The organism is Myxococcus sp. SDU36 (assembly GCF_030168875.1).
Classification (GTDB): Bacteria; Myxococcota; Myxococcia; order Myxococcales; family Myxococcaceae; genus Myxococcus; species Myxococcus vastator.
This window is the reverse complement of sequence record NZ_CP077414.1, coordinates 6,375,001-6,400,779: the sequence shown is the minus strand read 5'-3', so window position 1 is coordinate 6,400,779 and position 25,779 is coordinate 6,375,001. Positions and strand designations below refer to the sequence as shown.

21 protein-coding genes are annotated in these 25,779 nt (G+C 69.8%); 13 read left to right on the top strand and 8 right to left on the bottom strand.

What is annotated here, in order from left to right:
• Window positions 1-15: 15 nt before the first annotated feature.
• The 3 genes from KGD87_RS25925 to KGD87_RS25915 are packed head-to-tail and all read left to right on the top strand — an operon-like array spanning window position 16 to window position 4,939.
• Entirely contained in the window at window positions 16-393 is a 378-nt protein-coding gene (locus tag KGD87_RS25925; RefSeq protein WP_176413195.1) for a response regulator, read from the top strand.
• A complete protein-coding gene (locus KGD87_RS25920; RefSeq protein ID WP_284663369.1) occupies window positions 390-2,918 on the top strand; it encodes an ATP-binding response regulator in 2,529 nt (842 codons plus the stop codon). The genes KGD87_RS25925 and KGD87_RS25920 overlap by 4 nt, the downstream gene beginning before the upstream one ends.
• Window positions 2,915-4,939 (top strand): response regulator, encoded by a 2,025-nt coding sequence (locus KGD87_RS25915; RefSeq protein ID WP_284663368.1) that lies wholly within the window; start codon window positions 2,915-2,917, stop codon window positions 4,937-4,939. Before KGD87_RS25920 ends, KGD87_RS25915 begins: the two co-directional genes overlap by 4 nt.
• Window positions 4,940-4,949: 10 nt before the next feature.
• Here the strand turns inward: KGD87_RS25915 and KGD87_RS25910 are convergent, their stop codons facing one another.
• From KGD87_RS25910 to KGD87_RS25900, 3 genes are all read right to left on the bottom strand, one after another.
• Window positions 4,950-6,374 carry an LVIVD repeat-containing protein gene (locus tag KGD87_RS25910; protein WP_284663366.1) on the bottom strand — a complete coding sequence of 475 codons (1,425 nt, stop codon included), beginning with the start codon at window positions 6,372-6,374 and terminating at the stop codon, window positions 4,950-4,952.
• Between the two features lie 292 nt (window positions 6,375-6,666).
• Complete coding sequence (locus tag KGD87_RS25905; protein WP_284663364.1) at window positions 6,667-8,271, bottom strand: LVIVD repeat-containing protein; 1,605 nt, start codon at window positions 8,269-8,271, stop codon at window positions 6,667-6,669.
• Window positions 8,272-8,382: 111 nt separating this feature from the next.
• On the bottom strand, window positions 8,383-10,065 hold the full coding sequence (locus KGD87_RS25900; protein WP_284663362.1) for an LVIVD repeat-containing protein: 1,683 nt from the start codon (window positions 10,063-10,065) through the stop codon (window positions 8,383-8,385).
• Between the two features lie 280 nt (window positions 10,066-10,345).
• Here KGD87_RS25900 and truB point away from each other — a divergent pair, with 280 nt between their 5' ends.
• On the top strand, window positions 10,346-11,254 hold the full coding sequence (truB, locus tag KGD87_RS25895; RefSeq protein ID WP_284663360.1) for a tRNA pseudouridine(55) synthase TruB: 909 nt from the start codon (window positions 10,346-10,348) through the stop codon (window positions 11,252-11,254).
• 585 nt (window positions 11,255-11,839) lie between these two features.
• Here truB and tkt read toward each other — a convergent pair.
• From tkt to KGD87_RS25880, 3 genes are all read right to left on the bottom strand, one after another.
• A complete protein-coding gene (gene tkt, locus KGD87_RS25890) occupies window positions 11,840-13,903 on the bottom strand; it encodes a transketolase (protein ID WP_284663359.1) in 2,064 nt (687 codons plus the stop codon).
• 169 nt (window positions 13,904-14,072) lie between these two features.
• Window positions 14,073-15,281, bottom strand: coding sequence for a vWA domain-containing protein (locus KGD87_RS25885; RefSeq protein WP_284663358.1), 1,209 nt, complete (start codon window positions 15,279-15,281; stop codon window positions 14,073-14,075).
• Between the two features lie 12 nt (window positions 15,282-15,293).
• Window positions 15,294-16,142, bottom strand: a complete 849-nt coding sequence (locus KGD87_RS25880) for an AAA family ATPase (RefSeq protein WP_176421253.1) — start codon at window positions 16,140-16,142, stop codon at window positions 15,294-15,296.
• 177 nt (window positions 16,143-16,319) lie between these two features.
• Here KGD87_RS25880 and KGD87_RS25875 point away from each other — a divergent pair, with 177 nt between their 5' ends.
• The 7 genes from KGD87_RS25875 to KGD87_RS25845 all read left to right on the top strand — a co-directional run bounded on the left by KGD87_RS25875 (window position 16,320) and on the right by KGD87_RS25845 (window position 22,560).
• On the top strand, window positions 16,320-16,487 hold the full coding sequence (locus tag KGD87_RS25875; protein WP_284663355.1) for a hypothetical protein: 168 nt from the start codon (window positions 16,320-16,322) through the stop codon (window positions 16,485-16,487).
• A 126-nt stretch (window positions 16,488-16,613) separates the two neighbouring features.
• Window positions 16,614-17,477 carry a cell wall protein gene (locus KGD87_RS25870; RefSeq protein ID WP_284663353.1) on the top strand — a complete coding sequence of 288 codons (864 nt, stop codon included), beginning with the start codon at window positions 16,614-16,616 and terminating at the stop codon, window positions 17,475-17,477.
• A gap of 162 nt (window positions 17,478-17,639) precedes the next feature.
• Window positions 17,640-18,161, top strand: coding sequence for a hypothetical protein (locus KGD87_RS25865; protein ID WP_284663352.1), 522 nt, complete (start codon window positions 17,640-17,642; stop codon window positions 18,159-18,161).
• A gap of 474 nt (window positions 18,162-18,635) precedes the next feature.
• Entirely contained in the window at window positions 18,636-19,748 is a 1,113-nt protein-coding gene (locus KGD87_RS25860; protein ID WP_284663351.1) for a 3-oxoacyl-ACP synthase III family protein, read from the top strand.
• Window positions 19,748-20,344, top strand: coding sequence for a DUF2378 family protein (locus KGD87_RS25855; RefSeq protein WP_284663350.1), 597 nt, complete (start codon window positions 19,748-19,750; stop codon window positions 20,342-20,344). The genes KGD87_RS25860 and KGD87_RS25855 overlap by 1 nt, the downstream gene beginning before the upstream one ends.
• Before the next feature lie 76 nt (window positions 20,345-20,420).
• Window positions 20,421-21,029: a hypothetical protein gene (locus tag KGD87_RS25850; protein ID WP_284663349.1), complete on the top strand. Its 609-nt coding sequence runs from the start codon at window positions 20,421-20,423 to the stop codon at window positions 21,027-21,029.
• 79 nt (window positions 21,030-21,108) lie between these two features.
• Window positions 21,109-22,560: a hypothetical protein gene (locus tag KGD87_RS25845; RefSeq protein WP_284663348.1), complete on the top strand. Its 1,452-nt coding sequence runs from the start codon at window positions 21,109-21,111 to the stop codon at window positions 22,558-22,560.
• Between the two features lie 16 nt (window positions 22,561-22,576).
• Here KGD87_RS25845 and KGD87_RS25840 read toward each other — a convergent pair whose 3' ends face one another.
• Both KGD87_RS25840 and KGD87_RS25835 read right to left on the bottom strand, forming a co-directional pair.
• Entirely contained in the window at window positions 22,577-23,239 is a 663-nt protein-coding gene (locus KGD87_RS25840) for a hypothetical protein (RefSeq protein ID WP_284663346.1), read from the bottom strand.
• A 9-nt stretch (window positions 23,240-23,248) separates the two neighbouring features.
• Complete coding sequence (locus KGD87_RS25835) at window positions 23,249-23,731, bottom strand: nuclear transport factor 2 family protein (protein WP_284663344.1); 483 nt, start codon at window positions 23,729-23,731, stop codon at window positions 23,249-23,251.
• A 200-nt stretch (window positions 23,732-23,931) separates the two neighbouring features.
• On the opposite strand from KGD87_RS25835, the gene def reads away from it, so the two are divergent.
• Both def and KGD87_RS25825 read left to right on the top strand, forming a co-directional pair.
• Entirely contained in the window at window positions 23,932-24,447 is a 516-nt protein-coding gene (gene def / locus KGD87_RS25830; protein ID WP_284663343.1) for a peptide deformylase, read from the top strand.
• Window positions 24,444-25,163 carry a sterol desaturase family protein gene (locus tag KGD87_RS25825; RefSeq protein ID WP_284663342.1) on the top strand — a complete coding sequence of 240 codons (720 nt, stop codon included), beginning with the start codon at window positions 24,444-24,446 and terminating at the stop codon, window positions 25,161-25,163. The genes def and KGD87_RS25825 overlap by 4 nt, the downstream gene beginning before the upstream one ends.
• Window positions 25,164-25,779 lie beyond the last annotated feature (616 nt).

The window sequence follows — 25,779 nt, the reverse complement described above, 5'->3', positions numbered from 1 at the left end:
AGTCCCGCTCCAGCCATGACGACCCTTCGCAAGGTGATGCTCGTTGACGATGAAGAGGACATCCGCACCATCGGCAATCTCAGCCTCAGCCGCGTGGGGGGATGGCAGACGGTGCTGGCCGCGTCGGGCGCGGAGGCCCTGGAGAAGGCCCGCGCGGAGCAGCCCGACCTCATCCTGCTGGACGTGATGATGCCGGGCATGGACGGGCCCACCACCTTCGGCCGGCTGCGCGCCGAGGAGGCCACGGCGCACACGCCCATCATCTTCATGACGGCGAAAATCCAGAAGCAGGAGGTCGCCCGCTATCTGGAGTTGGGCGCGCTGGGCGTCATCGGGAAACCCTTCGACCCGATGACGTTGCCCCAGGAGATTCGCAAGCTGGTGCCAGGATGAGTCAGGGGCTTCGCCTCTCCCGTCGCTCGGGTGTGTTGGCGGCGGGCGCGCTGCTGCTCCTGTGCGGCCTGTTCGCCATGGGCCGTCCCTGGGCCACCTCCGACAATGACCGCTACCGCGGCGCGCTGCGGCACCTGCGCATGGCCAGCGGCGACCTGGAGATGGACGTGCTGCGCGAACGCATGGGCCTGCGCACGCTCCACGGCGCGGACCCGGAGGACTTCGCCGCGCTGCGGGCCCGCGCGGACGCGCTGCGGCGGTTCCCTTCCTTCCTGTCCGCCATGGACCAGCGCACGATGAACGCGGCGCTGGACCTGTTCGTCGGCGCGCTGGAGGAGAGCGCCGCGCTGCTGGAGCGGGCCCGCGCCGCGGACGCGCGGGGCGCGAAGGAGGAGGCGGACGCGGCCGTCCAGGCCCTGCTGGAGGGCACTGTCAGCGCGCGGGCGGACCGCCTCATCAACACCTACCTGGAGCTCTACGAGCGCACGCAGGAGCGCAACGAGCGCTCGCGCATCATCTTCTTCCTCGTCTCGTTGGCGCTGGTGGCCTACGTGCTGGTGGTGATGGTGCGGCTGTCCCGCGCCACCGCCGACCTGGCCGCGCTCAACACGGACCTGGAGCGGCGGGTGGACGAGCGCACCAAGGCCTTGTCGGCGGCGAACGACGGGCTGCGCGCCAGCGAGGCGCGCAAGGCGGCGATCCTGGAGGCCTCTCCGGACGGCATCCTCCTGCTGGACGGCGGCGGGGCCTTGCTGGAGCTGAACCCCGCGGCGCGGAAGACCTTCCAGGTGGCCGCCGCGGACGTGGTGGGCCGCGACTTCCTCTCCGTGGCGCTCCCCGCGGAGTTGCCGGACGGTGCCCGCCAGAAGGTGCTGGCCGCGGGGCGGAGCACCGCGCCGGGGCAGGCCACGCGGCTGGAGTCCTCCTGCCTGCGGGGGGATGGCAGCACCTTCCCCGCGGAGCTGACCATCGTCCGCGTGCCCGGAGAAGGCCCGCCCCGCTACACCGTCTTCGTGCGCGACATCACCGAGCGCAAGGCGGTGGAGCGGATGAAGAACGAGTTCATCTCCACCGTGAGCCACGAGCTGCGCACGCCGCTCACCTCCATCCGCGGCTCCCTGGGCCTGCTGGAGGGCGGCATCGTGGGCGATATTCCGCCCCCGGCGCTGGACATGGTGCGCATCGCCCGCACCAACACCGAGCGCCTCATCCGCCTCATCAACGACATCCTCGACCTGGAGAAGATGGAGGCAGGCAAGCTGGAGCTGAAGCGCTCCACGCCGGAATGCGCGGACCTGGTGGAGTCCACCTTCGCGGGCGTCCGGGGCATGGCGGACGGCGCGGGGGTATCGCTCCACGCCGAGGTGACGGGCACGCCGCAGGTGAAGGCGGACCGGGACCGGCTGGTGCAGGTGCTCACCAACCTGGTGTCCAACGCGGTGAAGTTCTCCCCGCGGGGCGCGGGGGTGACGGTGCGCGTGGGAGAAGAGGCGGGCGGGCGGGTGCGTTTCAGTGTGGTGGACCAGGGCCCCGGCATCTCCCAGGAGCAGCGTGCGCGCCTCTTCGGCCGCTTTCAGCAGTTGGACAGCTCGGACACGCGCTCCAAGGGGGGCACGGGTCTGGGGCTGGCCATCTCGCAGGCCATCGTGGAGCAGCACGGCGGCGGCATCACCGTGGAGAGCGAGGAGGGCCGGGGCTCCACCTTCACCTTCACGCTGGAGTCGGCCCGGCCCGCGTTCGTCACGCCGCCGCCCGTCATCCCCGAGGACACGTCCCACCATGAGGTGCTGCTGACCACCGCGGATTCGGAGCTGGCGTCGCTGCTGGGCGGGCTCCTCTCACACGAAGGCTACCGCGTGCTGCGCGCCACCAGCCTCATCGAGGCGGCGAGGCACCTGGACACCGCTCTGCCGGACGCGCTGGTGGTGGACATGCAGCTCCCGGAAGGGCACGCGCTGGACTGGGTGCGGCGCCTGCGCGAACAGCCGCGCACGCATGAGCTGCCCGTGCTGGCGCTGTCTGGCCGCTCGGACGAAGCCGAGGGCGTCCCGCACTGGGTGGACTGGATGCCCCGGCCGCTGGAGGAGTCGCGGCTGCTCAAGTCGCTGCGCTACGCCACGCGGCAGCCGGGCCAGGCGCGCGTGCTGGTGGTGGATGACGACGCCACCACCCGGCGCACGCTGTGCGCGCAACTGGAGCGGCTGGGCGTGCAGGTCTTCGAGGCGGCGGACGGCGAGAGCGCGGTGGAGCTCGCGCGGGAGACGACGCCAGACCTCATCGTCCTGGACGTCGGCCTGCCGCGCCTGGACGGCTTCGAGGTCGTCGACATCCTCCGCCAGGGCAAGGGCCGCGCCACGCCCCTCATCGTCTTCACGGGCCGGGATTTGACGCGCATGGATGAGCGGCAGCTCACCCTGGGCATCACCCGGCACTTCACCAAGTCGCGCGCCTCGGAAGAGGAGCTGGTCTCCTCCGTGCGTGACCTCCTCAACGGTCTGCTGGCGAGAAAGGCACATCCCTCATGAGCAGCAGGACGCTCCTGTTCCTGGAGGACGACAAGGATTTGCAGTCCCTGGTGGGCACCTTCCTGCGGGAGAAGGGCTACCGCGTGGAGCCCGCGCGCAGCGCGGCGGAGGCGCAGGCCGTGCTGACGCGCGTGCCGGTGGACGCCGCCATCGTGGACGGCCTGCTGCCGGGGATGACGGGCGCGGACTTCATCCGCGAGCTGCGCAAGACGCAGCCCAAGCTGCCCATCCTCTTCGCCTCCGCCTTCTGGAAGGACTTGAAGAGCCACGAGCTGCTGACGCGGCAGCTGGGCGTGGTGCGCATCATCCACAAGCCCTACAAGCCGGAGGAGCTGCTCGTCTGGGTGAACCAGCTCTTCCCCGCGCCCGCCCTGCCGCCTCCGCCGCCGCCCGAGGCGCTAGAGGAGGCGGAGGAAGTGGACGTGGCGGTGGACGACCTGGCCGCCAGCCTGGCGGCGCTCAACGCGGCGTACGGCGCGCGGTTGAAGGAGAAGGTGGCGGCGCTGGAGGCGCTGCTCGTCCGCGGGCGCGGTGGTGACGCGGCGGCGCTGGAGGAGGCCTACACGGTTGTCCACAAGTTGCACGGCACCGCGGGCAGCTACGGCTTCGCGGCGGTGAGCATCCGGGCGGGCCAGTTGGAGGCGGTGCTGCTGCCGGCCCGGGCGGGGGCGCCCGTGGACGCGGCGGCGCTGGACGCGGCCTTCCGCACGCTGGCCGCTGCGGCCTCCGTGCCGGTGAAGCCCGCCGCCGCCGCGCCGCCGCAATCCTCCGGGGGCGTGGTGCTGGTGGTGGACGAGGACGCGAAGCTGCTGGCCGAAGCGGAGCACATGGGGCGCCAGGTGGGCGTGGGCGTGGTGACGGCGCGCACGGTGGACGCGGCGTGTGAGGTGGCGCGGAGGCAGTGGGTGGATGGCGTGCTGGTCCACCTGGACCTGGGGGGGCCACTGGGCGGCCTGGCCGTGGCGCATGCGCTGCGCGCGGAGGAGAGCCTGCCCGTGCTGCCGCTGGCCGTCACCGGTGCCAGGGGCGTGCTGGAGGAGCGGGTGGCGGCGGCGCACGCGGGGGCGTCCCTCTTCCTGCCACGGCCCTTCACCGCGCGGGACTTCTCCGCCGCGGCCGAGCGCATGGTGGCGGCGCGCCGCCCGGAGCGCGCGCGGGTGATGGTGGTGGATGACGACCCGGATGCCATCGCCGCGCTGACGCAGTCCCTGGCCAGCGACCAGATGGAGGTGGTGGGGCTGAACGACGCGCACGGGCTGATGGAGGCGCTGGCGCAGCACCGGCCGGACCTGCTGCTGCTGGATGTGCAGATGCCGGGGCCCAGCGGCTTCGACCTGTGCCGGATTCTGCGCTCCACGCCGGAGTGGCAGGAGCTGCCGGTGCTGCTGATTACCGCGCACCTGGGGCTGGAGTTCCGGCTGGCGGCCTTCCAGGCGGGGGCGGATGACTACCTCTCCAAGCCGGTGCTGCGCGAGGAGCTGCGCGCGCGCGTGCAGGCCCGGCTGGAGCGCACGCGCCTGTCGCGCGAGCGGTCGGAGCGGGACGGGCTGACGGGCCTGCTGCTGCGCCGGCCCTTCCTGGACGGGCTCCGCGCCCGGCTGGCCGAGTCACGGCGCCAGGGAAGGCCGCTGGCGTTGTGCTTCCTGGACGTGGACCACTTCAAGCATGTGAATGACCGCTACGGCCACCTGGCGGGAGACCGCGTGTTGATGTGGTTGGGGCGGCTGCTCGGCGCGCGCTTCCGCCGCGAGGACGTGCGGGGCCGCTGGGGCGGCGAGGAGTTCGTGGTGGGGCTCTTGGGGGAGGACGCGGGCAGCGCCTCGGAAATCCTCGCCCGCACCGCGGCGGAGCTTTCGGACATGACCTTCGACGGCGACACCGGCGAGCCCTTCCACGTCACCTTCAGCGCGGGCATCGCGGTGTCGCCGGGGGACGGCGACACGGTGGAGGCGTTGCTGCGGACCGCGGACGCGCGGCTGCTGCGCGCGAAGGAGAACGGCCGCAACCGCATCGAGGCGTGAGCCCCAGGGGCTATGGCTCGTTGAAGATGAGCAGCCCGCGCGGCGCGTCGGCGACGTAGATGTGTCCGTCGCCGGGCAACCGCACGCCGAAGGCGCCCTGGAAGATGTGGTCCGTGCGGCCGGGGTCCGTCTCCCGGAAGGTGTTGTAGTGCGCCACCTCGCGCGGCCGCGTGGGGTTGGACACGTCCAGCACCCGCAGGCCCTCCTGGTACCAGGCGATGTAGAGGCGGTCGCCCTTGAGAATCAAGTTGTGGATGGAGGTGACGGGCCGCTTGCGGTACTCGCCAATCTTCACGATGTTCGCCGGGTCGGTGACGTCCAGCACGCGCAGGTGTGAGGCCGCGAACTCTCCGCCTTCGAAGGCGATGGTGCGGCCCGCGAAGGTGCCCACCGCGCTGTGGTGGGAGTAGACGTCCGGGTAGGCGTACTGGCCCAGGTGGCGGATGTTCTCCAGGTCGGAGATGTCCATGATGGAGTAGCCGCCCTGGGCATTGCTGATGTAGAGGCGGTCCTCGTACACGAAGAGGTCATGCGGCCCGCCGATTGAGTATTCCTCGGGCAGGGCGATGCTCTGGAGCGCCACCGGCGCCAGCGGCGTGCTGACGTCGAAGATGTCCGTGCGGCCCTCGTTGGCGGTGGCGAACAGCCGCTGACCGTGGACCAGCACGGTGTGCACGCCGTACAGGCCCGAAGGCAGGCTGCGCAGGAAGGCGGGCTCCGCGGGCTGGGTGATGTCGAAGACGATGACGCCCGAGACGCTGCTGGCGACGTACAGCGCGTCACCCTGCGCCCAGACGCCATTCCAGTAGGAGTCCCCGGGAATGCTGATGGACGTCTTGAAGACGGGGTGGGCCGGGTCGCTCACGTCGAAGACGGTGAGCCCGCCGGTCTTCCCCTGCTTGTTGACGGAGACCACGTAGGCGTGCGCTTTGGCCACGTACACGTCCACGGGCATGCCCAGGGCCACGTGGGCCTCCGCGCGCAGCTGGAGGCCGCCGGAGGACTCGGGCGCTCCCTGGGGCCACGTCATGCGGTGGGCCTCGAAGGTGCCCTTGCGGCGAGGGGCGTTGTTGGTGCAGCGCACGAAGCAGCCGGTGATGACGCCGGCGGAAGGCGCCTGGCAGCCGGCGAGGGCGATGGAGGTGTTCATCGGGGGCGTGGTGCTGCGCATGGCGAGGAAGAAGCGGCCGTCCACCGTCTCCTGGGTGACGAGCGCCTGTCCGGCGAGCGTGCTGGTGCCGCCGTCATCGCGGAGCATGAAGCCCACGGCGGAGAAGTCGGCCTGCGTCCCGCCATCTGCCAGGAGCCGCTCCTCCCGCTGGCTCGCCTGGAAGACGCCCACGGGCGGCACCTGCGCGAGCGCGGCAGTATCACACGCCGACAGGTCGAAGCCGGACGAATCCAGCGTCTCGCAGGCGTGCGTGCCGTCCCCCACCAGGGCACACCGCCATCCGGCGTGGGGCGCGGCGAGTCGTCACAGCCGGCCAGCACGCAGGCCCAGAGGGTAGAGACCACGCGCAGCGCGCGGAACGTCGGAGCGGAGGACAGCGGCAAATCGCACCTCGTGGGAAGCACGCCGGCCGGAAGGGCGCGGCGGCTGTTTGCCTACGAAGCGGGGAGCGGACCTGGGTTGGGCTCCGGGGAATGCTTGCGCCGTGAAGGTGGAGTCGCGGGCCCTGTGCGCCGGAGGTGCTCACCGGCGCCTCGGGGCCCTGGACTTGCAGCGGCTACGGCTCGTTGAGGATGAGCAGCCCGCGCGACGTGTCCACCACGTAGACGTGGCCGTCACCGGGAACACGCATGCCGATGGCGCCGTCGTACATGCCGTCGGACCGGCGCGGGTCTGATTCGCGGAAGGTGTTGAAGTGCGCCACCTCACGAGGCTGGGCGGGGTTGGACACGTCCAGCACGCGCACGCCCTCGTGGTAGTACGCGACATAGAGCCGCGGACCCACCAGCACCATGTTGTGGACGGAGGTGAGGCCGCGCAGCCGGTACTCGCCAATCTTCGTGATGGCGGCGGGCTGCGTGACGTCCAGCACGCGCACGTGGGCGCCCAGCGTCTCGCCGCCTTCGAAGGCCACGGTGCGGCCATTGAAGGTGCCCACCGCGTTGGCGTGGCTGTAGGCGTAGGGGTAGGCGTACCGGCCCAGGAGCTCCGGTGTCTCGCCATCCAGGCTGACGATGAGGAAGCCGTCGGTGGTGTGGTTGATGTAGAGCCGCCCGTTGTACGCGAAGGCGTCGTGCGGGTAGCCGTTGCCGCCAGCGTGTGCGTAGCGGGTGAGGAGCTGGGGCGCCAACGGCTGGCTGACGTCGAAGATGAGCGTCTCCTGGTTGGGGCCGGGCGACATGGCGTAGAGCCGCGTCCCCTCCACGAACACGGTGTGCACGTCGACGGGGCTGGAGCCTCCAGGGTGGTTGCGCACGAAGGCGGGCCGCGCCGGGTCCTCCAGGTCGAACACGAGCAGCCCCGCATCCCCGCTGGCGACATAGAGCGCGTTGTCCCGGGCCCAGACGCCATTCCAATACCCGTCACTGGGGAGCTGGAAGGACGCGGTCTGCACGGGGGCGCGGGGGGCGCGCACGTCGAAGACGGTGAGGCCGCCCTGACGCTCGGGCGCGTTGATGGACACAACGTAGGCGTGGCCGTGCGTGACGTACACGTCCACCGGCAGGCCCCGCTCCACGAAGGACTCGGACAGGAGCTGCAGCCCGGCGGACTCGGGCTCGTCCGCCCGCCACGTCATGCGCTCGGCGCGGAAGCTGCCGCGGTAGCGCAGCGTGCCGTTGCGGCACCACAGGAAGCAGCCGGTGAGGTGCCGGGGTCCCTGGGCACGGCAGCCCGCGAAGGTGAGCCGCTCCTGCTCCTGGGTGGGGCGCGTGTACTCGGTGGCGAGGACGAAGCGCTCGCTGTCCAAGGCGAAGCCATGGGGCGCGCGGCCCATGACGGACACGGGCTGGCGGGCACCATCGAACTGAAAGCCGCCGCTCCCCGGTGACGCTTGGACGCCGGACTGTCCCTGGAACTCGTAACGAATCTCCGCGCGGTAGATGGCGCCCTCCCGCTCCAGGCCCGCGAGCGAGCCCATGTCGCAGCCCGGCAGGACGATGGCCTCCGGCGCACCGCAGGCGACCTGGGAGTTCAAGGCGGGGCACGCCTCGAAGGCGCCGGGGTCCTCCCACTCCCCCCGCTCCGAAAGCGCCTCCCAGGGGCCGTCATAGGCGGGCGGCTCGGGAGGGGGCGCCGGTGGCGTGGGCTCCGAAGAGGAACACGCTGACAACGACACGGCACAGACGAGCACCAGCAACGGGCGCGCGGCACGAACAGGCATGAGGTGCGGCCTCTGGATGAGGAAAAGGAGGTGCCCGCGTCGTTGCCGCGGGCGCCCTCCGCACAGCATAGATGTCACCGCGAGCGCCGCAAAGTGGCGCCCCTGGCCAGCTCAGGGCTCGTTGAAGATGAGCAGCCCGCGCGAGGAATCCACGACGTAGACATGCCCGTCGCCGGGCACGCGCACGCCGAAGGCCCCCTCGAAGGGGCCCTCCCGCCGGCGCGGGTCGCTCTCCCGGTAGGTGTTGAAGTGCGCCACCTGCCGGGGCTGGGTGGGGTTGGACACGTCCAGCACGCGCAGGCCTTCGTGGTACCAGGCGATGAACAGCCGGTTCCCCTTGAGAATCATGTTGTGGATGGAGGTGACGGGCCGCATGCGGAACTCGCCCATCTTCACCATGTTCGCCGGGTCGGTGACGTCCAGCACGCGCAGGTGCGACGCCGGGAACTCGCCACCCTCGAAGGCGATGGTGCGGCCCGCGAAGGTGCCCACCGCGCTGTGGTGCGAGTAGCCGCCGAACGCCGGGTAGAAGTACTGGCCCAGGTGGCTCACGTTCTCCAAATCGGACACGTCCACGACGGAGTAACCGCTGTACGCGTTGCTGATGTAGAGGCGGCCTTCGTACGCGAAGAAGTCATGGGGCCCCCCGGAGGAGAACGCCTCGGGCAGGGTGACGACCTGCTGGAGGACGGGCGCCAGGGGGGTGCTGACGTCGTAGACCCGGGTGCTGCCCACGAAGTCGCTGACGTCCGACGCATACAGCCGGTCTCCATCCACCAGCACGGTGTGCACGTTGGCGTAGCCGTTGCCGGGCAGGCTCTGGACGAACTCGGGTGAGCCAGGGTTGGAGATGTCGAAGACGGAGACGCCGGTGTCCGCGCTGGCGACGTACAGCGCGTTGTCCTTCGCCCACACGCCGTTCCAGTAGGAGTCCCCGGGCAGGCTGATGGACGCCTTGAAGAGGGGGTGGGCCCGGTCACTCACGTCGAAGACGGTGAGCCCGCCGAAGCGGTCGAACCGGTTGACGGACACGACGTAGGCGTGGTCGTGGGCGACGTAGACGTCCACCGGTGTCCCCAAATCCACTGCGGACTCGGAGACGAGCTGCAAGCCGCCGGAGGACTCGGGCTCGTCACTCCGGCCCGTGCGCTGGGCCTCGAAGGTCCCCGTGCTGTGGGTGGTGAGCCGGGGGGACTGCGTGCAGGTGACGTAGCAGCCGGTGATGAAGCCAGGCTTGGGGGTCTCGCAGCCAGCAATCGACACCACCCTATCCCCGAGCACGGGATGCGTCCGCTTGCTGGAGAGGAAGAAGGTGCCGCCATCCGTCATCCGGGCGGTGAGGGGCACGGAGCTGAGCGTGTCCGGCCCGCCGTCCGAATGGAGCTGGAACCCGCCGCTGCCGGGCGTGACGGACGTACCGCCGTCCGCGAGCAGCCGCTCCGCTCTCATGTCGGCCAGGTAGATGCCGTGCGGCTCCAGCGCGGCCAGTTGGTCCGCGTTGCACGACGACATGTCGAAGTTCGCCGGGTCCGCGCAGGACTCCAGGCTGGGGCTGTCCACGGTGAAACGGCACTCGGAGAAGGAGCCCCGGTCAATCCAGTCACCCGGGTCGTCCAGCACGGTGTAGCCCCCGTCCCAGGGCGCCTCGGGCCCCGCGTCCGTCCCGGCGTCCGCGGGCTGCTGCCCCGCGTCGGGGACGGGGGGAGGCGGGTCGTCATCACAGCCGGTGGCGGCGGACAGCAGCAGGGGCAGGGCGGACAGCAGGGCCCAGCCCGAGCGAAGCGGGGACGTCATGGAGACACCTCCTGGGGGAATGCGAGGCACTGCGGGGATGGCCGTCCTTTGCCCTATGCAGGCATACGCCTGTCAGGCCGTTCCTGGTTTGAAATGATTGCCAGATGAATGGAAAAGGACCGGCGGGGCGCCGGATGCTTGTGTTTGAAAGGGAGTGGTCCTGGCCTTGCAGGCGCCCACGGCGCACCGCATGAATTGCCATTCATTGAAGGGGAGGGGCGCGGCCTTCCGCCACCGCGCTCCCGGTCGGGGTAGGCTGGGCGGCCACAGGAGGGTCGCGGTGGGAGGGAAACTGAGTCCGGGCATCTACCGGGTCCACAAGCCGGTGGGCGCCACGAGCTTCTCGGTGGTGCAGGGGTTCATGGAGGAGGCGAAGGCCGCGCAGCCGGGCAAGCGGATACCGGTGTGCCATGGCGGGACGCTGGACCCCTTCGCGGAAGGGCTGCTGCTGGTGCTGGTGGGGCAGGCGCCGCGCCTGTTCGAGCTGCTGCACGCCGTGCCCAAGGTCTACGAGGCGGAGGTCATCTGGGGGACGGAGATGGACACGGGGGACCTGCACGGTCGGCCCGTCCTCCAGGCAGACACGGCGGCGCTGACGCCCGAGGCCCTGGACGCGGCGCTGGCGTCCTTCGTGGGCTGGCGGGAGCAGGTGCCTCCGGCGACCAGCGCGAAGAAGGTGGGCGGCGAGCCCGCCTACCGGAAGGCGCACCGGGGAGAAGTCGTGGAGCTGCCGCCCTCGCGCGTGTACTTGCACGCGGCGCGCTGGCTGTCCCATGACCTGCCGCGCGCCAGCCGCCTGTGGCTGAGTTGCCGCGGGGGTTACTACGTGCGCTCGCTGGCCCGCGACGTGGGGCGCGCGCTGGGCTGTGGGGCGCACCTGTCCACCCTGCGGCGCACGGCGATTGGCCCATGGGAGGACCCGGGGCCGGAGCCACGCGGGTGGCTGCACGGGCGCGAGCTGCTGCCCTGGGCCCGCGTGCGGACGCTCACGGACGCGGAGGTGGGCGAGCTGCGCCGCGAGCGCCCCATCCCCGCGAGCGGCCTCCAGCCCGCGGACTGGAAGCTGCCCCCCGGTTTCCCGGACCCGGAGGCGCCGGTGCGAGGCTTCCACCAGGGCCGCCTCACCTTCCTGCTACGGGAGCGCGACGGCGCGCTGTGGAGCGAGCTGGAGCTGCGCGGAGGGCTGTAGGCCCGCGCGCGGGAGGGGCCACCGGTGACAAGAGTCACCACCTGGGGCCGTCCCGGTGATGACGGTTGTCACCAGTGATGACAGTTGTCACCACCCCGCAGGGCCCCGTGAAAAGGGCATCCAAATTCATAACCCACTGAAAAGACTTGGGGCGCTCAGGTGGGCCCGCCGGAGCCGGTGTGTGGCACGCCCCGCGCAATAGGACAGGACATCACGCTCCAGCACGGAGCGGGGCTCGAAGCACGGGGGGCCTGGCCGGGGGGCCAGGCGCTGGGGGGCGAACCTCCCGGGCGAGCGAGCCAGTCGGACCTGGAGGACTTGAAGGCGCGAGCGACACGCCGGTTCGGGGGAACCGGGCTGCGACCGGGGGGACGCAACGCTCACGCCCACGAGTCAGCCGGGAACGACGTTGAAGTGACCTGATGGGCTCATGGCGCGGGGGGAACCCCAGCCGGGGGGCTGGGATGCGACGGGGGTCGCGCCTCTCCGCGCCATGAGTTCGCCAGGACGAGCACCTGGATGCCGAAAAGGCCCGAGGGCCTCGGACCGTTGGGGGACGGTCCGAGGCTCTTTCTTTTTCGCGGGCTACGGCCGCGTCTTCGTCTTCTTCAGCGAGTCCTTCGCCTGCTGGGCCACGTGGTCCACGGTGAAGCCGAACTTCTGCTGCAGCGCCTTGATGGGCGCGGAGGCGCCGAAGCTGCGCATGGCGACGATGTTGCCGTCATGTCCCACGAAGCGCTCCCAGCCGAAGGCGGCGCCCTTCTCCACCGCGACGCGGGCGCGCACGGACGGAGGCAGCACGCTGTCCCGGTACTCCGGGGACTGCTGCTCGAACAGCTCCCACGACGGCAGGCTGACCACGCGCGCGGGGATTCCGTCCGCCTGGAGCTTCTCCTGCGTGTCCAGGCACAGCGACACCTCGCTGCCGGTGCCGATGAGGATGACCTCCGGCTTGCCACCCTCCGCCTCGGACAGCACGTAGCCGCCGCGGGCCACGCCGGACGCCGCGCCGTACTTGCTGCGGTCCAGCGTGGGCACGGGCTGGCGCGTGAGCACCAGCACCACCGGGTGCTTGCGCTGCTGGGCAATCACCCGCCACGACTCGACCACCTCGTTGGCGTCACCGGGGCGCAGCACGATGGTGCCGGGAATCGCGCGCAGCGACGCCAGCTGCTCCACCGGCTGGTGCGTGGGGCCGTCCTCGCCCACGCCAATGGAGTCGTGGGTGAAGATGTGGATGGCGGGCAGCTCCATCAGCGCGGACAGGCGGATGGCGGGGCGCTCGTAGTCACTGAAGATGAGGAACGTGGCGCCGTAGCCGCGCAGCTTGCTCAGGCACAGGCCGTTGACGATGGAGCCCATCGCGTGCTCGCGCACGCCAAAGTGGACGTTGCGCCCGGCGAACTCGCCCGGCTTCATCGGGTCCGCGCCGGTGATGTACGTCTTCGTGGACGGGTTGAGGTCCGCCGAGCCGCCCACCAGCCACGGGTAGTGCTTGGCGATGGCGTTGAGCACCTTGCCGCTGGAGTCGCGCGTGGCCAGGCCCTTGGCGTCGGCGGGGAACGTCGGCAGCTCCGCGTCCCAGCCCTGGGGGGCCTCGCGGCGCTGCATGCGCTCCAGCTGGTCGGCCAGCTCGGGGAACTGCTTGCGGTACTCGGCGAACGTCTGCTCCCACTCCGCGCGCAGCTGCTTGCCGCGGGCGCCCATGCGCTCCTGGAAGCGCTCGCGCACGCCGTCGGGCACCAGGAACTTCTCGTCCTCGGGCCAGCCGTAGAAGCGCTTGGTGCCCTTGATTTCCTCATCGCCCAGCGGCTCGCCGTGGGCCTTGGAGGAGCCCTGGAGCTTGGGCGCGCCGTAGGCAATCTGGGTGGTGACGATGATGAGCGTGGGCTTGCCGCGCGCCGTCTTGAAGGTGCGCAGCGCCTCGCCCATGGCGTTCAAGTCGTTGGCGTCCGGCACGCGCAGCACGCGCCAGCCGTAGGCCTCGAAGCGCCGGCCCACGTCCTCGGTGAAGGCCAGGTCGGTGCTGCCGTCGATGGAGATGTGGTTGCTGTCGTAAATCCAGCACAGGTTGGGCAGCTGGAGGTGGCCGGCGATGGACGCCGCCTCGGACGCCACGCCCTCCATCAGGTCGCCGTCGCCGCAGATGGCGTAGACATCGTAGCCGAACATCTCGAAGCCGGGGCGGTTGTAGTAGCCGGCGAGCCAGCGGCTGGCCATGGCCATGCCCACGCTGTTGGACACGCCCTGGCCCAGGGGGCCGGTGGTCGTCTCCACGCCGCTGGTCCACCGGTACTCGGGGTGGCCCGGGGTGGCCGAGTCGAGCTGCCGGAACTTCTTGATGTCCTCGAGCGACACGGTGGGCGCGTCCTCGACGGTGTACTCGCGCGTGACGCGCTTCACTCCGGCCAGGTGGAGCAGCGCGTACAGCAGCATGGAGGCGTGGCCGTTGGACAGGATGAACCTGTCGCGGTCCGGCCAGATGGGGTGGGACGGGTCGTACCGGAGCTCCTGCTGCCAGAGCTGGTACGCCACGGGGGCCAGGGACATGGGAGCCCCCGGGTGGCCCGAGTGGGCCTGCTGCACCGCATCCATGGCGAGGGTGCGGATGGTGTTGATGGCCAGCACGTCCTGCTTGTCGGTTGTCATGGTGTCCTCGCGGTCCCGCTCGCGTGCGCGCACCATGCCGCAACTGACGCTCCAGGTGCTGCACCAAATGCGCTGCGGCTCGCCCGGCCGTCCGCCAGTCCACGGGCGCCCCCGGAATTCCTGCCCTGGGGGGCACGGGAATGAATCCCGCGCGCCCAAGGAACACGCCTCAGCGCCGCGCCGCCGCGCCCCTCACGGTGCGCCCCCGCGTCAGGTGCGTGACGGCTTCACCCAGGCCCTCCACCGTCAGGGCGAACATGGGGAACACGCGGGCAATCACGGAGATGGTCCCCGTGCGCCACGTGCCCATGGGCTCCGGGTTGAGCCACACGTTGCGCTCGAAGTGCTGCGCCAGCTGCATCAGCCACGTCAGCCCTTCCAGCCCGTCTGTCTTGTAATGTCCCTGCGCATCCGTGCGGATGGACAGCTCGTAGGGCGCCATGGAGGCATCCCCCACCAGGACCAGCTTGTGGTGCCGCCCCACCTGGGCCACCAGCTCCGGCACGGTGATGCCGCCGGTGAGCTGCGGCGTGGCGTACAGCTTCCCGTAGACGCAGTTGTGGAAGTAGTAGGTGCGCAGCTCCTTGAAGTGCGTCGCCTGGCTGGCCACGCTGAACAACCGGCTCACCAGCGCCGCGTACGGGTCCATGGAGCCGCCCACGTCCATGGCCAGCACCACGCGCGTGTTGGGCCGGCGCGGCGGCCGGGTCACGACCTCCAGCTCACCCGCGTTGCGCGCGGTGGCGGCGATGGACTCGTCCACGTCCAGCTCGTCCGGCGCGCCATCGCGAGCAAAGGCGCGCAGCTTGCGCAGCGCCACCGCCATCTGCCGCGTGTCCAGCACCACGTCGTCGCGGTAGCCCGCGTACCTCCGGGCCCCGGCCTGCATCAGCGCGCGTCCCTGGCGGTTGCCCGCGCCGCCGCCCACCCGGATGCCCTCGCGGCCGAAGCCGTTGTTGCCAAAGGGAGACGTCCCGCCGGTGCCAACCCAGCGGTTGCCGCCGTCGTGGCGCTCCTTCTGCTCCTTCAGACGCTCTTCGAAGAGCCGGCGAATCTCCTCCGGGTCCAGCTGCTCCAGCAGCGCGAGCTCCTCGGGGTTCAGGTCGGGCCGCTCGCGCGCCTCCTCCAGCCAGTTGAGCAGCTCCTGCGTCAGCTCCAGGCTCGCCGTCTCCACGCCCTGGAAGTGGGCGAGGAAGGCCTGGTCAAACGCATCCAGTTGCGTCTCCGAGTGCACGAGCAGCGCCCGCGCCACATGGTAGAAGCCGTCCAGGTGGCTGTCGTGGAGGCCCGCTCGCAGCGCGCCGGCCAGGGCCAGCGCCTCCTGGGCGCCGACCTTCAGCCCGCGTCGGCGCAGCTCGTAGAAGAAGGGTAGGAACATGGCAGCGCCTCTTCAGGCCCGGGGACGGCGCCCGCGCCCGAAGGCCTCCGCCACGGAGACCAGGTCCTGCTCCTTCTTCAGCAGCGCGCCCAGGAAGGGGAGCTGCTCGTCCATCTTGAGGTCGTGGACGCCCTGCGCCTTGAGCACGGCAATCCAGTCGATGAGCTCGCTGGTGGAGGGCTTCTTGCGCAGGCGGGTGAAGCTGCGCAGCTCGTAGAAGACCTTCAGCGCCTGCTCGGACAGCGCGCTGTCCAGGCCCGGGTGGTGCACGTCGACGATGCGGCGCATCAGCTCCGTGTCCGGGAAGTCGATGAAGTGGAACACGCACCGGCGCAGGAAGGCGTCGGGCAGCTCCTTCTCGTTGTTGGAGGTAATCACCACCACGGGGCGGTGCTTCGCCACCACCTCGTCACCCGTCTCGGTGACGCGGAAGCGCATCCGGTCCAGCTCGTGGAGCAAGTCATTGGGGAACTCCAGGTCCGCCTTGTCCACCTCGTCGATGAGCAGCACCACGCGCTCGGGCGAGGAGAAGGCCTCGCCCAGCGGGCCCTGGCGGATGTACTTGCGGATGTCGCGCACATCCCCGTCGTTGAAGCGCGAGTCATACAGGCGCTGCACGGTGTCGTAGACGTAGAGGCCGTCCTGCGCGCGGGTGGTGCTCTTCACGTGCCAGGTGATGAGCCGGTGCCCCAGGGCCTCGGCGATGGCCTCCGCCAGCAGCGTCTTGCCGGTGCCGGGCTCACCCTTCACCAGCAGGGGGCGCTGGAGGGTCAGCGCGCAGTTGACCGCGGCCTGGAGGCTCTCGTGGGTCAGGTAGGTGTCGGTGCCTTTGAAGCGGACGGGAGTGGGCGCCTGGCTCATGCGCCATCCCTTTAACACCCGCCGCGTTGTCTGGGGGGCTCGCCTGCCCGGGGCTCCCGGAAACGTCAGACCCGGACGGCAAGCTCATTCGTATGTCTCGGGCGGAGGCAGCCAGGCGGGGGAGGACCCGCGGGGTTGGCCGGCACGCACGCCCGTCACCTGCTTCGAGGAGGCGCCATGGGGCACCTGGTTGTTCCAGCACTGTTGCTCGTGGGAGCCGTCTCCCTGGCGGTGCGCACCTGCGGGACGGTCGCCGTCACCCGGCCGCCTGAGCTCCAACCGGAGCTCCCGGAGCGCTCCCTCCCCCGGGCCGAGCCGCCGTCCGCCGTCAGCGCCCGGGGGTAGCCGCCGCGCTCCCGGGAGAGGCCGACCCCTCGGGATGTATGCCTTCGCCCGCCGGTCAACGATTGGTGCGAGCCAAGCACAGGTTTTCACACCGGTTTCCCGGGGCCCCGTGTATTCTCCCGGGCAATGTCCATTGCGAATGCTCTTGGCGAAATCTTCCGGCGCGAACTCGATGCGCAGTTGGTCCCGTTGCAGGAGGCGGTCCGGCGCATGGAGGAAGGCCTGGAGGCCCTGGAGTTGCTGCGCGCGGTGACGGACCGGCTGGCGCCGCTGACCAGTCGCCTCGGCGCCATGGCGGGCGTGAGGCCGCCCACGGAACTGCCCGCGTCCACGCGCGGAGGCCGCAAGCAGGCGGTCGCGGCGCCGAAGGGTCGCGCAGCCGTCGTCAGGCCGGTGGCGGCGAAGCCGGTGGCCAGCCAGGCGCGCGCGGAGGAAGGCATTCGGGCGTGCGCCGTCATCGGCTGCGACCGGCCCAGCCGTTCCAAGGGGTACTGCTCGGCGCACTACCAGAAGCTGCGGCTGCTGATGCGGACCAACCGCCGGCCGTCGGCGTGGAAGGACGACGCGCTTCCGCAATCGGTGGCGGATGTGAAGCTGCCTCGGGGGCGCGCCGCCAGCAAGGCGCTGCATGAGGGTGGCGCCAGGAAGAAGGCCTCGGCGAGGGTCGCCGCCCCCGTGGTGGTGGCCCCGCCGCCCGCCGAGGAGAAGGCCCCGGCCGCCGCGAAGAAGTCGGCGGGTCGGAAGGCCGCGAGCGTGAAGAAGACCGCACGGGCGCAGAAGGCCCCGGCCGCCGCGAAGAAGTCGGTGGCCAAGAAGGCCCCGGCCGCGAAGAAGGCCCCGGCCGCCGCGAAGAAGGCGGTGGCCAAGAAGGCCCCGGCCGCGAAGAAGGCCGCGGCCAAGGGTGGGCGCAACGTCAAGACTGCCAAGGCGAAGGCTGGAGCCGGCAAGCGCAAGCAGGGCCGGTCCTCCTCCCAGGGCTCGCTGTTCTGATTCGAGCGCCGCGCTCCGCGGACTCCCTCGGGCCTTTGGGCCCGAGCGGCTCCAGTGGAATCCAGGGAGCGCGGTGAGCAGACCGGACGAGCGGCCGGTTCTCGGACATCCCCTTCGAGTCTCCGTTGACAGTAACGGGGCGGGGATGGGATTCGGCCCGGCATGAGCGAGCAAGGTTATCCGGTCACCGTGGCGGTGCGTCGTCCCGACGGGCGGGTGGAGCAGGTGCGTGTGGGCACGGCGTTCAAGAGCGGCGAGGGCTTCACGCTGACGCTGGGAGAGATGTCCATTGGCGGCACGCCGGACGCGGCGGCCCCGGCGGCGCGGCGTTCAGCGCCCGCGAGCAGCGGTGGTGGCGGTGGGGATGGAATGGTCTTCCCCAACTACGGCCGCAGCAAGGGCGGGCCCATTGTCGGCGCCAGCATGGGCGACCTGGAGTTCTACGCCAACGGCGCCCGCCGCTCGCTGAACGACGCGAGCAAGTCGCGCTGGCACGACAAGGAGCGCCAGCTGCTCGCCGCCATTGAAGCGGAAATCGCGCGGCAGCGGGGCGGCGACGCGGACGGTGGCAATGACGGCGGCTACGGCAGCCAGGGGGGCTACGGCGGCGGCCGGGGCGGTGGCGGTGGCTACGGCGGCGACGACATCCCTCCGCCGAACGACGACGACAACATCCCGTTCTGAGCCACCCCATGTCGGTGAGTGGCCGCCCCCATGGGTGGGCGGCCTTCCCGATGTGTTGATTTCAGCACAGCCGTCTCATCCCCCCGCTTCAAGCCAGAGACTCCCAGTGAGAGGCTCGGCGCCCAGCTCTGTCGTGTGGGTCTATAAATACTCACGCGTGCATGCGCCCTTTTCACTGTGCAGCGTAGTCATTGGCGACACCTGGGGTGACATGCTCAGTCACTGAGAGGAAAGTCTCGTGGCGAAGCGCTTCATTCTCAACGATTGCCGCTTCATTTGTGAAGCAACGAGAATCTCCAGTAATCTCAGGGGCTTCATGGGGCATCCAGCCAGAAGGTGATTCACGGATGAGCGAGCCCCGTTCGCCAGCGGCAGTTGTTTCAACGACTTCGTATATGGCCTGAATCCTGCTCAATCCCGTTCGCCAGGGAATACCTCCCATGTGGTGAGACTGTGAAAGAACGGGGCCATTAAATGACACCCAATGTCTGTGTCGTCGGAGCCGGTGCCTTCGTTCCTTCACGCGTGGTGAGCAACGAGCGAATCGCCAGGGCCATCCCGGGGTGGCCGGCGGCGCGCATCGAGGAGAAGGTCGGCATCCGCGAGCGCCGCTTCCTCTGGGACATCGACGAGGCCACGGGCCGGGCGATTCCGCCGCCCGAGAATGACGGGCACCTCTACCCGGCCAACAACACGGACATGTGCGAGGTGGCGCTCCGCAAGGCGCTGGCCCAGGCGGGTGTGGACCCCAAGGCGCTGGACGCGCTCTTCGTGGTGACGTGTACACCGGACGCGCCGCACTTCAACCACGACGCCATGGAGTTGCACCGGCGGCTGGAAATGCGCGAGGACGCGTTCGGGCTCGTGCTGGACGACGGCTGCGGTGGCACGCCGTACGTGTTGGACATGGTGAAGAAGATGATGGACGGAGGGCGCTTCCGCACGGTGGCGGTGGTGGCCTCTGCCTTCACGTCCCCGCTGGTGAACCGCGAGGTCTACACGGACGAGCTGCCGGCCGGGCCCGGCCGCTCAAAGACGCTGCAGGGCTACCTCTCCATGTATGTCTTCGGAGACGGGGCGGGCGCGGTGGTGCTCCAGTCGAAGCCGGGGGAGGCGGGGGCGGAGGGCATCCTGGCGTCCTTCTCCGGCAACGCGTACGGAGACCTGGTCATCCGCAAGGGTGGCGGCCTGTTGAAGCTGCCCTATCAGCCGGGGCGGATGCGTCCGGCGGACATGGCCTTCGTGGTGGATGGCTTCCGCGTGGCGCGCAGCTATCCGGAGTACATGCAGAAGTGCCTCGACGCCGTCCTCGGTCCGCGTCCGGAGCTCCGTTCGAAGGTGGAGCGGTATTACTTCCACCAGCCGAACAAGCGGGTGATGGACGCCTTCGTGGAGCGGGCGGGGCTGCCGCGTGAGGCGGTGGCGTGCAACGTGGACCGCTACGGCAACACGTCCGCGGCGGGGATGCTCATCCTTCTGGCCGAGGACCTGGAAGCCGGCCGTGTGCGTCTGGGAAGTGGTGACCTGGTGGTGGTGGCAGCGGTAGGCGCGAACGTCCACTACGGCGCGCAACTCGTGAGGTTGTAATGAACAAGTTGGATCCGAATATCGCCAAGGAGTTGGAAGCACGCTTGGCGCTGGCGACGAAGGACGACACGGCCCGCGGGCTCTTCTTCAACGGCGTGGTGTCCGCTGTTCGCACGATGGGCGGGGACGCGGCGGTGGAGCGCTGTCTGGCGGCCAGTGGCGAGACGCGCTTCATCGACTTCTTCAACTACCCGGTGTCCGCCTTCCTGCGGATGTCCTTCACGGCGGCGCAGATGATGGGCCCGGAGCACGGCGGCTTCGACGGAGCGCTGCGGCGCATGGGCGTGGTGGCCACGACGGACTTCCTGTCTTCGGCGGCGGGCAAGACGCTGTTGCTGCTGGCGTCGGACAGTCCGAAGCGGCTCGTGGGCAACCTGCACTCGGGTTATCGCGCGGCGGTCAGCTACGGCGAGCGCGCGGTGAAGTGGACGGGCGACACCAGCGGCGTCTTCACGATGAAGCGGGACTTCATGCCGCCTGCCTACCACGAGGGCACGCTCCAGGCCGTCATCGAGGCGGTGGGAGGCAAGCAGGTCCAGGTGCACGGCCGCCAGACGGGGCCGCTCGACACCGAATACACGCTGTCGTGGCAGTAGCGCCTGGCGCGGGGCGCGTCGAAGGGGAGCAAGCGGTGGGCTGAAAAGCCCCTCACGGTCCGGAGGGAGGTACGCCATGTCGCGAAGGCTCGGCGGTGCGGTGGGGATGCTGGGTGTCCTGTTGCTGTCGGCGCAGGCGGGGGCCAATGAGGTGGTGATGCAGTTCCGCACGCAGGAGGACCCGGCGAGCCCCGCGGACCCGGCGGTGTGCGCGGCGGCGCCCTTCGAGGTGAACGTGAAGCTGGGCGGAAGCGTGTATGTGCCGGAGCACAATCCCAAGGACGGCAAGGTGGTGGACGGGGGAGGCCGTCGCGTGGGCACGGCGACGGCATGCGTCCAGGTGACGGACAACGCCTTCCCCGTCGGGCAGCAGCTGAATGTCTACATGCGCTACAACCTGCCGGAGGGGGGCTTCACGGCGCGAGGCACGTGCACGCTGGTGAGCAACGACGTGCCAGCGGCGGGGCTGGTCCTGGCCGGCTGCGCGATGCGGCTGGTGGACGTGCCCAAGGGCTTCGCGGGTGGAACGGTGTCGAGCACCAGCGTCTTCAACCCCCGAAAGCTACCGGGCTACGCCACGGGTTCGTATTACACGCTCTACGCCTACCGTGATGGCCGCCAGCGAGACGCGCGCAAGGTGAAGGAAGCGCGGGAGGCCGCGGCCGCCGCGAAAGCGCGGGAGTAGGCGCCAATCGGCCGGACCGGAACCACGGGACGCGGCGCGCGGCATTCCCCGCGTCGGGCCAACGGGCGATGATGCGCCCATGGACCGCAAGCGGATGGAGTTCTACACGGCACTCGGGTACCGGGCTCCTTCAGCCGCGGCAGCGGCTCTGGGGACGTCCGGAGCCGCGAGCGCCGACGGATTGGAGTTGCCGCCGCTCGGTCTGGACGAACTGGGCGCGCTGCGCGAGCGCTTCCTGCGCGAGCCGGAAGAAGTCCTGGGCCTCATCCGCCACGACCTGGGCGCGCCTGTTTCGGAGGGAGCCTTGGTGCACGTGCTCCAGGAACTGGAGCAGTCCCTGCGCGAGCCCGAAGCCGCGCTCCAGGCCCTGAGGCAACCGGCATTCCAGGCACGGGCGTCGGTGGCGCTGCCGCCGGACTTCACCTTCCCGCTGATGACGAAGGAAATCCCCATCGACCCGGCGCGGACTCGCTTCGAGCCGGTGGCGGACCTGCGCGGATGGCTTTTGTTCAGCGGTCGCGCCTGGCTCCACGGCGGCTGGCGCCGGGCGGAGTTCCGTCGGCACGACGATGCGCATCACGCCAACCGTTTCCGCTACGCGCTCCGCGAGCCCGCGCCGGGACGGCCGGTGGAGGTGGCGCTGTTCGGCGGCTTTGGCACGGGCGAGTACCCCGCGCGTTACGTGGCCCGTCAGCTCATCATGCGAGGCGAGCGTCTGGAGTACGCGGTGCACCTGGGGGGCGTGTACTACGCGGGCCGTCAGGGCGAATTCGACGCGCACGTGGCCGAGCCGCTCGAGCCGCTGCTGCCAGTGACAACGCTGATGACGCTGAACGCGGGTCCGGAGATGCGCTCCGGGGGCACCCCCTTCTACTGCTACCTGGACGAGCGGCGAGGCGCCTCACGAGCGAAGCAGGTCCAGGAGGGGAGCTACTTCTGCCTGGCCTCGGAGCGCTTCCAGCTCATCGGTCTGGACACCGCGTACTTCGAGCCAGGACGGCACCAGGAGCCCGCGCTCCTGAGCTGGCTGGAGTCGGTGCTGGAGGAGGGCCGCCAGCGAGGTGCGACGAACATCCTCCTGAGCCACGATGCGCCCTATCGGTACGGACAACCGACGCACGCCGGTTTGCTGGAAGACCTCCGGGAGCTGGCGGTCGAGCGCGCACGGGTCGATTTGTGGTTCTGGGGTGCCACGCCCTACGGAGCACTGTTCGACCGGAGCGCCGCGCTCCCATTCCTGGGAGGAAGCCTTGGGCACGCGGGTCTACCGGTGCGAGCCGTGACGCCGGGCCTGAAGTCTCCAGCACCCGTGCGCTTCCTGGAGTCGCATACACGCTTCCCCGAGTGGGCGGACCTGAGACCTGAGCTGGGCAACAACGGCCATGGCTCACTGCTCCTGCACGAGGACGGCACGCTGGGACTCCAGCTCCTGGACTGGAGGGGCAACGTCCGCTGCACGGCCAGACTGGCCCGCGAGGGAAAGGGCCCGCTGACGTACCAGCACCTCGAGACGTCCGAATTGGCGCCGTGAACGCGCGGGCGCGGCGTCACAGCCAGACGCGCGTGTACCAAGGTGGTCGGGAAGGCACGCCCCTGCTCCGAGCCGGGTCGGGAGGGCGCGGCGCGGTGACATAGCGGAGCCGGTATCCGTGAGGCAGCGCCTTCCAATACGTCACCTGCCACGGCGTCAGCACCTCGCCGCGCTTCGACTCGCTGACCGGCTGATGCACATCGCCGAGTGACTCATGGAAGTGGAACTCCGCGTCCGCGGCTTCAAGGCTCGCGGCCTCGATGACCCAGGCGTCCTGGGCATCGTCGGCGGAGGGCTCCTGCCCCGCGTTGACGAACCGGCTCCAATCGGGCCTGGCGTGGTGCTCCCAGACGGCGCCGCCGGCCTCCGTGAGCGAGTAGCCGAAGGGAGTGCGGGACTGCCGGGCATCCATGGCGTTTGAAATCTCCTCGGGGGAGAACAGCTCCTGCAGTCCATCCGGAAGCATGTGGACGCGGATGAGTCCGCGCTCGGCGAGCAGCGACAGCCGCTCACACAGCTCCTCCCGAGACAACCGCGGGTCGTCCGCCATGTTGAGCGCGATGTGCGGGTTCGGCTCCACGAGCATGTGCAGGGGCGTGGGCAGCTCCATGGCGGCCTCCAAAAGCCAGAGGTCCAGGGCCGCCACGACGGGCGGGCGCTCACTATCGGGCGGTGCCATGCGTCCTCGTCACTCCTGGGGGATGCCACGCTCGCGCATGAAGATGTCCAGGGACTTCCGAGCCTTCGCCTGGACCTTCTTCTTCAACAGGGGCGTCCACCCGAGCACCAGCCCCGTGGGGCCCAGCGCCTGGCGGGACCAGGTCCAGAAGTCGAAGTGGTCGCGGTGCCGGACAATCTTCCCGTCGCGGAACTCGAACTCGGCATCAATGCGGTTGAGCACCTTCCTGCCAGTGCCGCTGAACGTGTAGTGCGCATCCCAGTGGGCGCGGCCCTGGTGGTCATCGGCCTGCACGTCGCGGAAGGTGACCTCCAGGTCCTTGCCGCGCTCGCAGAGCATGAGCCACATGGCACCGGGCTCCCGGCGACGGAGTCCGACGAAGGCGGCGTCAGAGAACTCCACCTCAGGGTGGTAGCAGGCGGCCATGGCCTGGGCGTCCCGGCGTTGGAACGCTGAGTAGAAGTCGGTGATGAGTTGGGCGTGCGGGTGCATGGGACAGGTGTAGCAGACCTGCCAGTGGAGACGCGCCAACTGTCCGGAGGGCACCGCTCGGAAGGTGAAACGCCCCTGGGGTGCATGTGGCCAGAGCCGCAGTGAGGTCCCGGTGGGGTAGGGCCGTCGTGTGAACCGGTGGACCGTGGGCCTGCCGAATCGGGCGGCGCGGAGGGGGCGTGCATGGCAGATTGCGGCCCATGGCTCGCGACATCGTCATCTGGCCCCATAAGGTCCTCACCTCGTCCACCAAGCCCGTGACTGACTTCGGCCCTCCGCTCGAGAAGCTCTTGGAGCAGATGGCCGAGTCCATGAAGGAAGCCGAAGGCATCGGCATCGCCGCCAACCAGGTCGGCGAGCCCCTCCGCGTGGCGCTGGTGGGACGGGAGGACGGCACCTTCTTCGAAATCGTCAATCCGCAGATTCTGGAGAAGAAGGAGCCGGTGACGATGGAAGAGGGCTGCCTGTCCGTCCCGAGCGAGTGGGAGAAGTGCCCGCGCTTCCAAAAGGTGAAGGTGCGCTACCAGGACAAGTCAGCCGAATGGCACGAACTCGAGGCGGAAGGCCGGCTCGCGCACGTGCTGCAGCATGAAATCGACCATCTCGACGGGCACGTCTTCGTGGACCACCTGTCCAGCCTCAAGCGCACGCTCATCCTGGACCGGATGAAGAAGCTCCAGAAAGTGAAGGCCCGCCAGAAGGGCTCGTCAGGGTGACGGGATGGCTGAAGCCGCCAGGGCCACGCGCGCGCTCCATCCCCGAGCGCGTGGCGCGATTCCGCGAGGACTACCGGCGCAATCACGTGAGCCCCCGCTACTCCGGGCGCGCCCACTTCGTCTTCACGAGCGTGGGCTCGCTGGCGGTCATCGGCTGCGCCATGTCTCTCATGGAGGGAGGCCGGCCCGTGGAATGGCTGACGCTGCCCGCGGTCTTCCTGCTGGGCAACGTGGTGGAGTTCCTGGGGCACCGAGGGCCCATGCACCACCGCAGGCGGGGGCTGGGCCTGCTCTTCCAGCGTCACACCGAGCAGCACCACCGCTTCTTCACCCACGACGCCCTGGCCTACGAGTCCGCTCGGGACGTGAAGATGGTGCTCTTTCCCCCTGTATTGCTGCTGTTCTTCCTGGGAGCCATCGCCGCGCCACTGGGCGCCCTGTGCTTCGTCCTCATCTCGCCGAACGTGGGCTGGCTCTTCGTCGCCGCGGCGGTCGGGTACTACCTGGCGTACGAGTGGCTGCACTTCTGCCACCACCTGCCGCCCGAGCACCCAGTGGCCCGGCTCGCGCTGATGCGGCAGCTGCGCCGCCACCACGAGGCCCATCACGACCCTGCGAAGATGCAGCGCCACAATTTCAACATCTCGTTCCCGTTCGCGGACTGGCTCTTCGGGACGTCATGGCGGCCCGAAAAGAACCATCGCGAGAAGCCGTAAACACCCGAAGCCGTGGGACCTGGCCTGGAGGGCAGGTTACTTCCCGAGCGGCAAGCCCATGATATTTCAGGGGAAGGCTTGCGTCAGTGCCTGGGTTGTCCCACATGGTTGTCCCACATGAAGGTGCGCTGAACCTGCGGGAGCGGGCGTCAGGGCACCGCCCCGATCAAGATCCATTGACGTGCAGGAAGCGGCGCGTTAGTAAGTGGACCCCTGCTCGCCGCCTCGGTGCCCGTCACCCGGGAGACGATCAGGAAGAAAAGAGTCGACGAAGTTTGTTGACCCTGAACGCGGCGGTGATAGAAGCCGCGCCCCTCGCAAAGAAGCCCGCGCACTGGCGCGGAAGGCACTTCGAGCGAGTCAGTAAGAAAATACGGAATACGGCGGTCAACGCAGCGAGTTGACAGGAGACGCGGTGGTGGTAGAAGCCGCGCCCCCGACGAAGAAGCCCGGAAGGAAGGGCGGACGAGTCGAGGGAGTCAGCGGAAGGCGGCGGTTGACAGGGAGGGCGGCGAAGCGGTAGAAGCCGCGCCCCTCCGGAAGAAAGCAGCGGAAGCCACTGGGCGGCGCTGAAGACTCCGGAAGCCAGCAGGACGGCGAAAACAGCAGCTTGACA

Excerpts from the sequence above, each read along its gene's own strand:
- tkt (WP_284663359.1), bottom strand. The coding sequence starts at position 13,903 with ATGACAACCGACAAGCAGGACGTGCTGGCCATCAACACCATCCGCACC.
- KGD87_RS25865 (WP_284663352.1), top strand. The coding sequence starts at position 17,640 with ATGAGCGAGCAAGGTTATCCGGTCACCGTGGCGGTGCGTCGTCCCGAC.
- KGD87_RS25845 (WP_284663348.1), top strand. The coding sequence starts at position 21,109 with ATGGACCGCAAGCGGATGGAGTTCTACACGGCACTCGGGTACCGGGCT.
- KGD87_RS25905 (WP_284663364.1), bottom strand. The coding sequence starts at position 8,271 with ATGCCTGTTCGTGCCGCGCGCCCGTTGCTGGTGCTCGTCTGTGCCGTG.
- KGD87_RS25855 (WP_284663350.1), top strand. The coding sequence starts at position 19,748 with ATGAACAAGTTGGATCCGAATATCGCCAAGGAGTTGGAAGCACGCTTG.
- KGD87_RS25870 (WP_284663353.1), top strand. The coding sequence starts at position 16,614 with ATGTCCATTGCGAATGCTCTTGGCGAAATCTTCCGGCGCGAACTCGAT.
- def (WP_284663343.1), top strand. The coding sequence starts at position 23,932 with ATGGCTCGCGACATCGTCATCTGGCCCCATAAGGTCCTCACCTCGTCC.
- KGD87_RS25925 (WP_176413195.1), top strand. The coding sequence starts at position 16 with ATGACGACCCTTCGCAAGGTGATGCTCGTTGACGATGAAGAGGACATC.
- KGD87_RS25850 (WP_284663349.1), top strand. The coding sequence starts at position 20,421 with ATGTCGCGAAGGCTCGGCGGTGCGGTGGGGATGCTGGGTGTCCTGTTG.
- KGD87_RS25840 (WP_284663346.1), bottom strand. The coding sequence starts at position 23,239 with ATGGCACCGCCCGATAGTGAGCGCCCGCCCGTCGTGGCGGCCCTGGAC.
- KGD87_RS25880 (WP_176421253.1), bottom strand. The coding sequence starts at position 16,142 with ATGAGCCAGGCGCCCACTCCCGTCCGCTTCAAAGGCACCGACACCTAC.
- KGD87_RS25920 (WP_284663369.1), top strand. The coding sequence starts at position 390 with ATGAGTCAGGGGCTTCGCCTCTCCCGTCGCTCGGGTGTGTTGGCGGCG.
- KGD87_RS25860 (WP_284663351.1), top strand. The coding sequence starts at position 18,636 with ATGACACCCAATGTCTGTGTCGTCGGAGCCGGTGCCTTCGTTCCTTCA.
- KGD87_RS25915 (WP_284663368.1), top strand. The coding sequence starts at position 2,915 with ATGAGCAGCAGGACGCTCCTGTTCCTGGAGGACGACAAGGATTTGCAG.
- KGD87_RS25835 (WP_284663344.1), bottom strand. The coding sequence starts at position 23,731 with ATGCACCCGCACGCCCAACTCATCACCGACTTCTACTCAGCGTTCCAA.
- KGD87_RS25900 (WP_284663362.1), bottom strand. The coding sequence starts at position 10,065 with ATGACGTCCCCGCTTCGCTCGGGCTGGGCCCTGCTGTCCGCCCTGCCC.
- KGD87_RS25875 (WP_284663355.1), top strand. The coding sequence starts at position 16,320 with ATGGGGCACCTGGTTGTTCCAGCACTGTTGCTCGTGGGAGCCGTCTCC.
- KGD87_RS25885 (WP_284663358.1), bottom strand. The coding sequence starts at position 15,281 with ATGTTCCTACCCTTCTTCTACGAGCTGCGCCGACGCGGGCTGAAGGTC.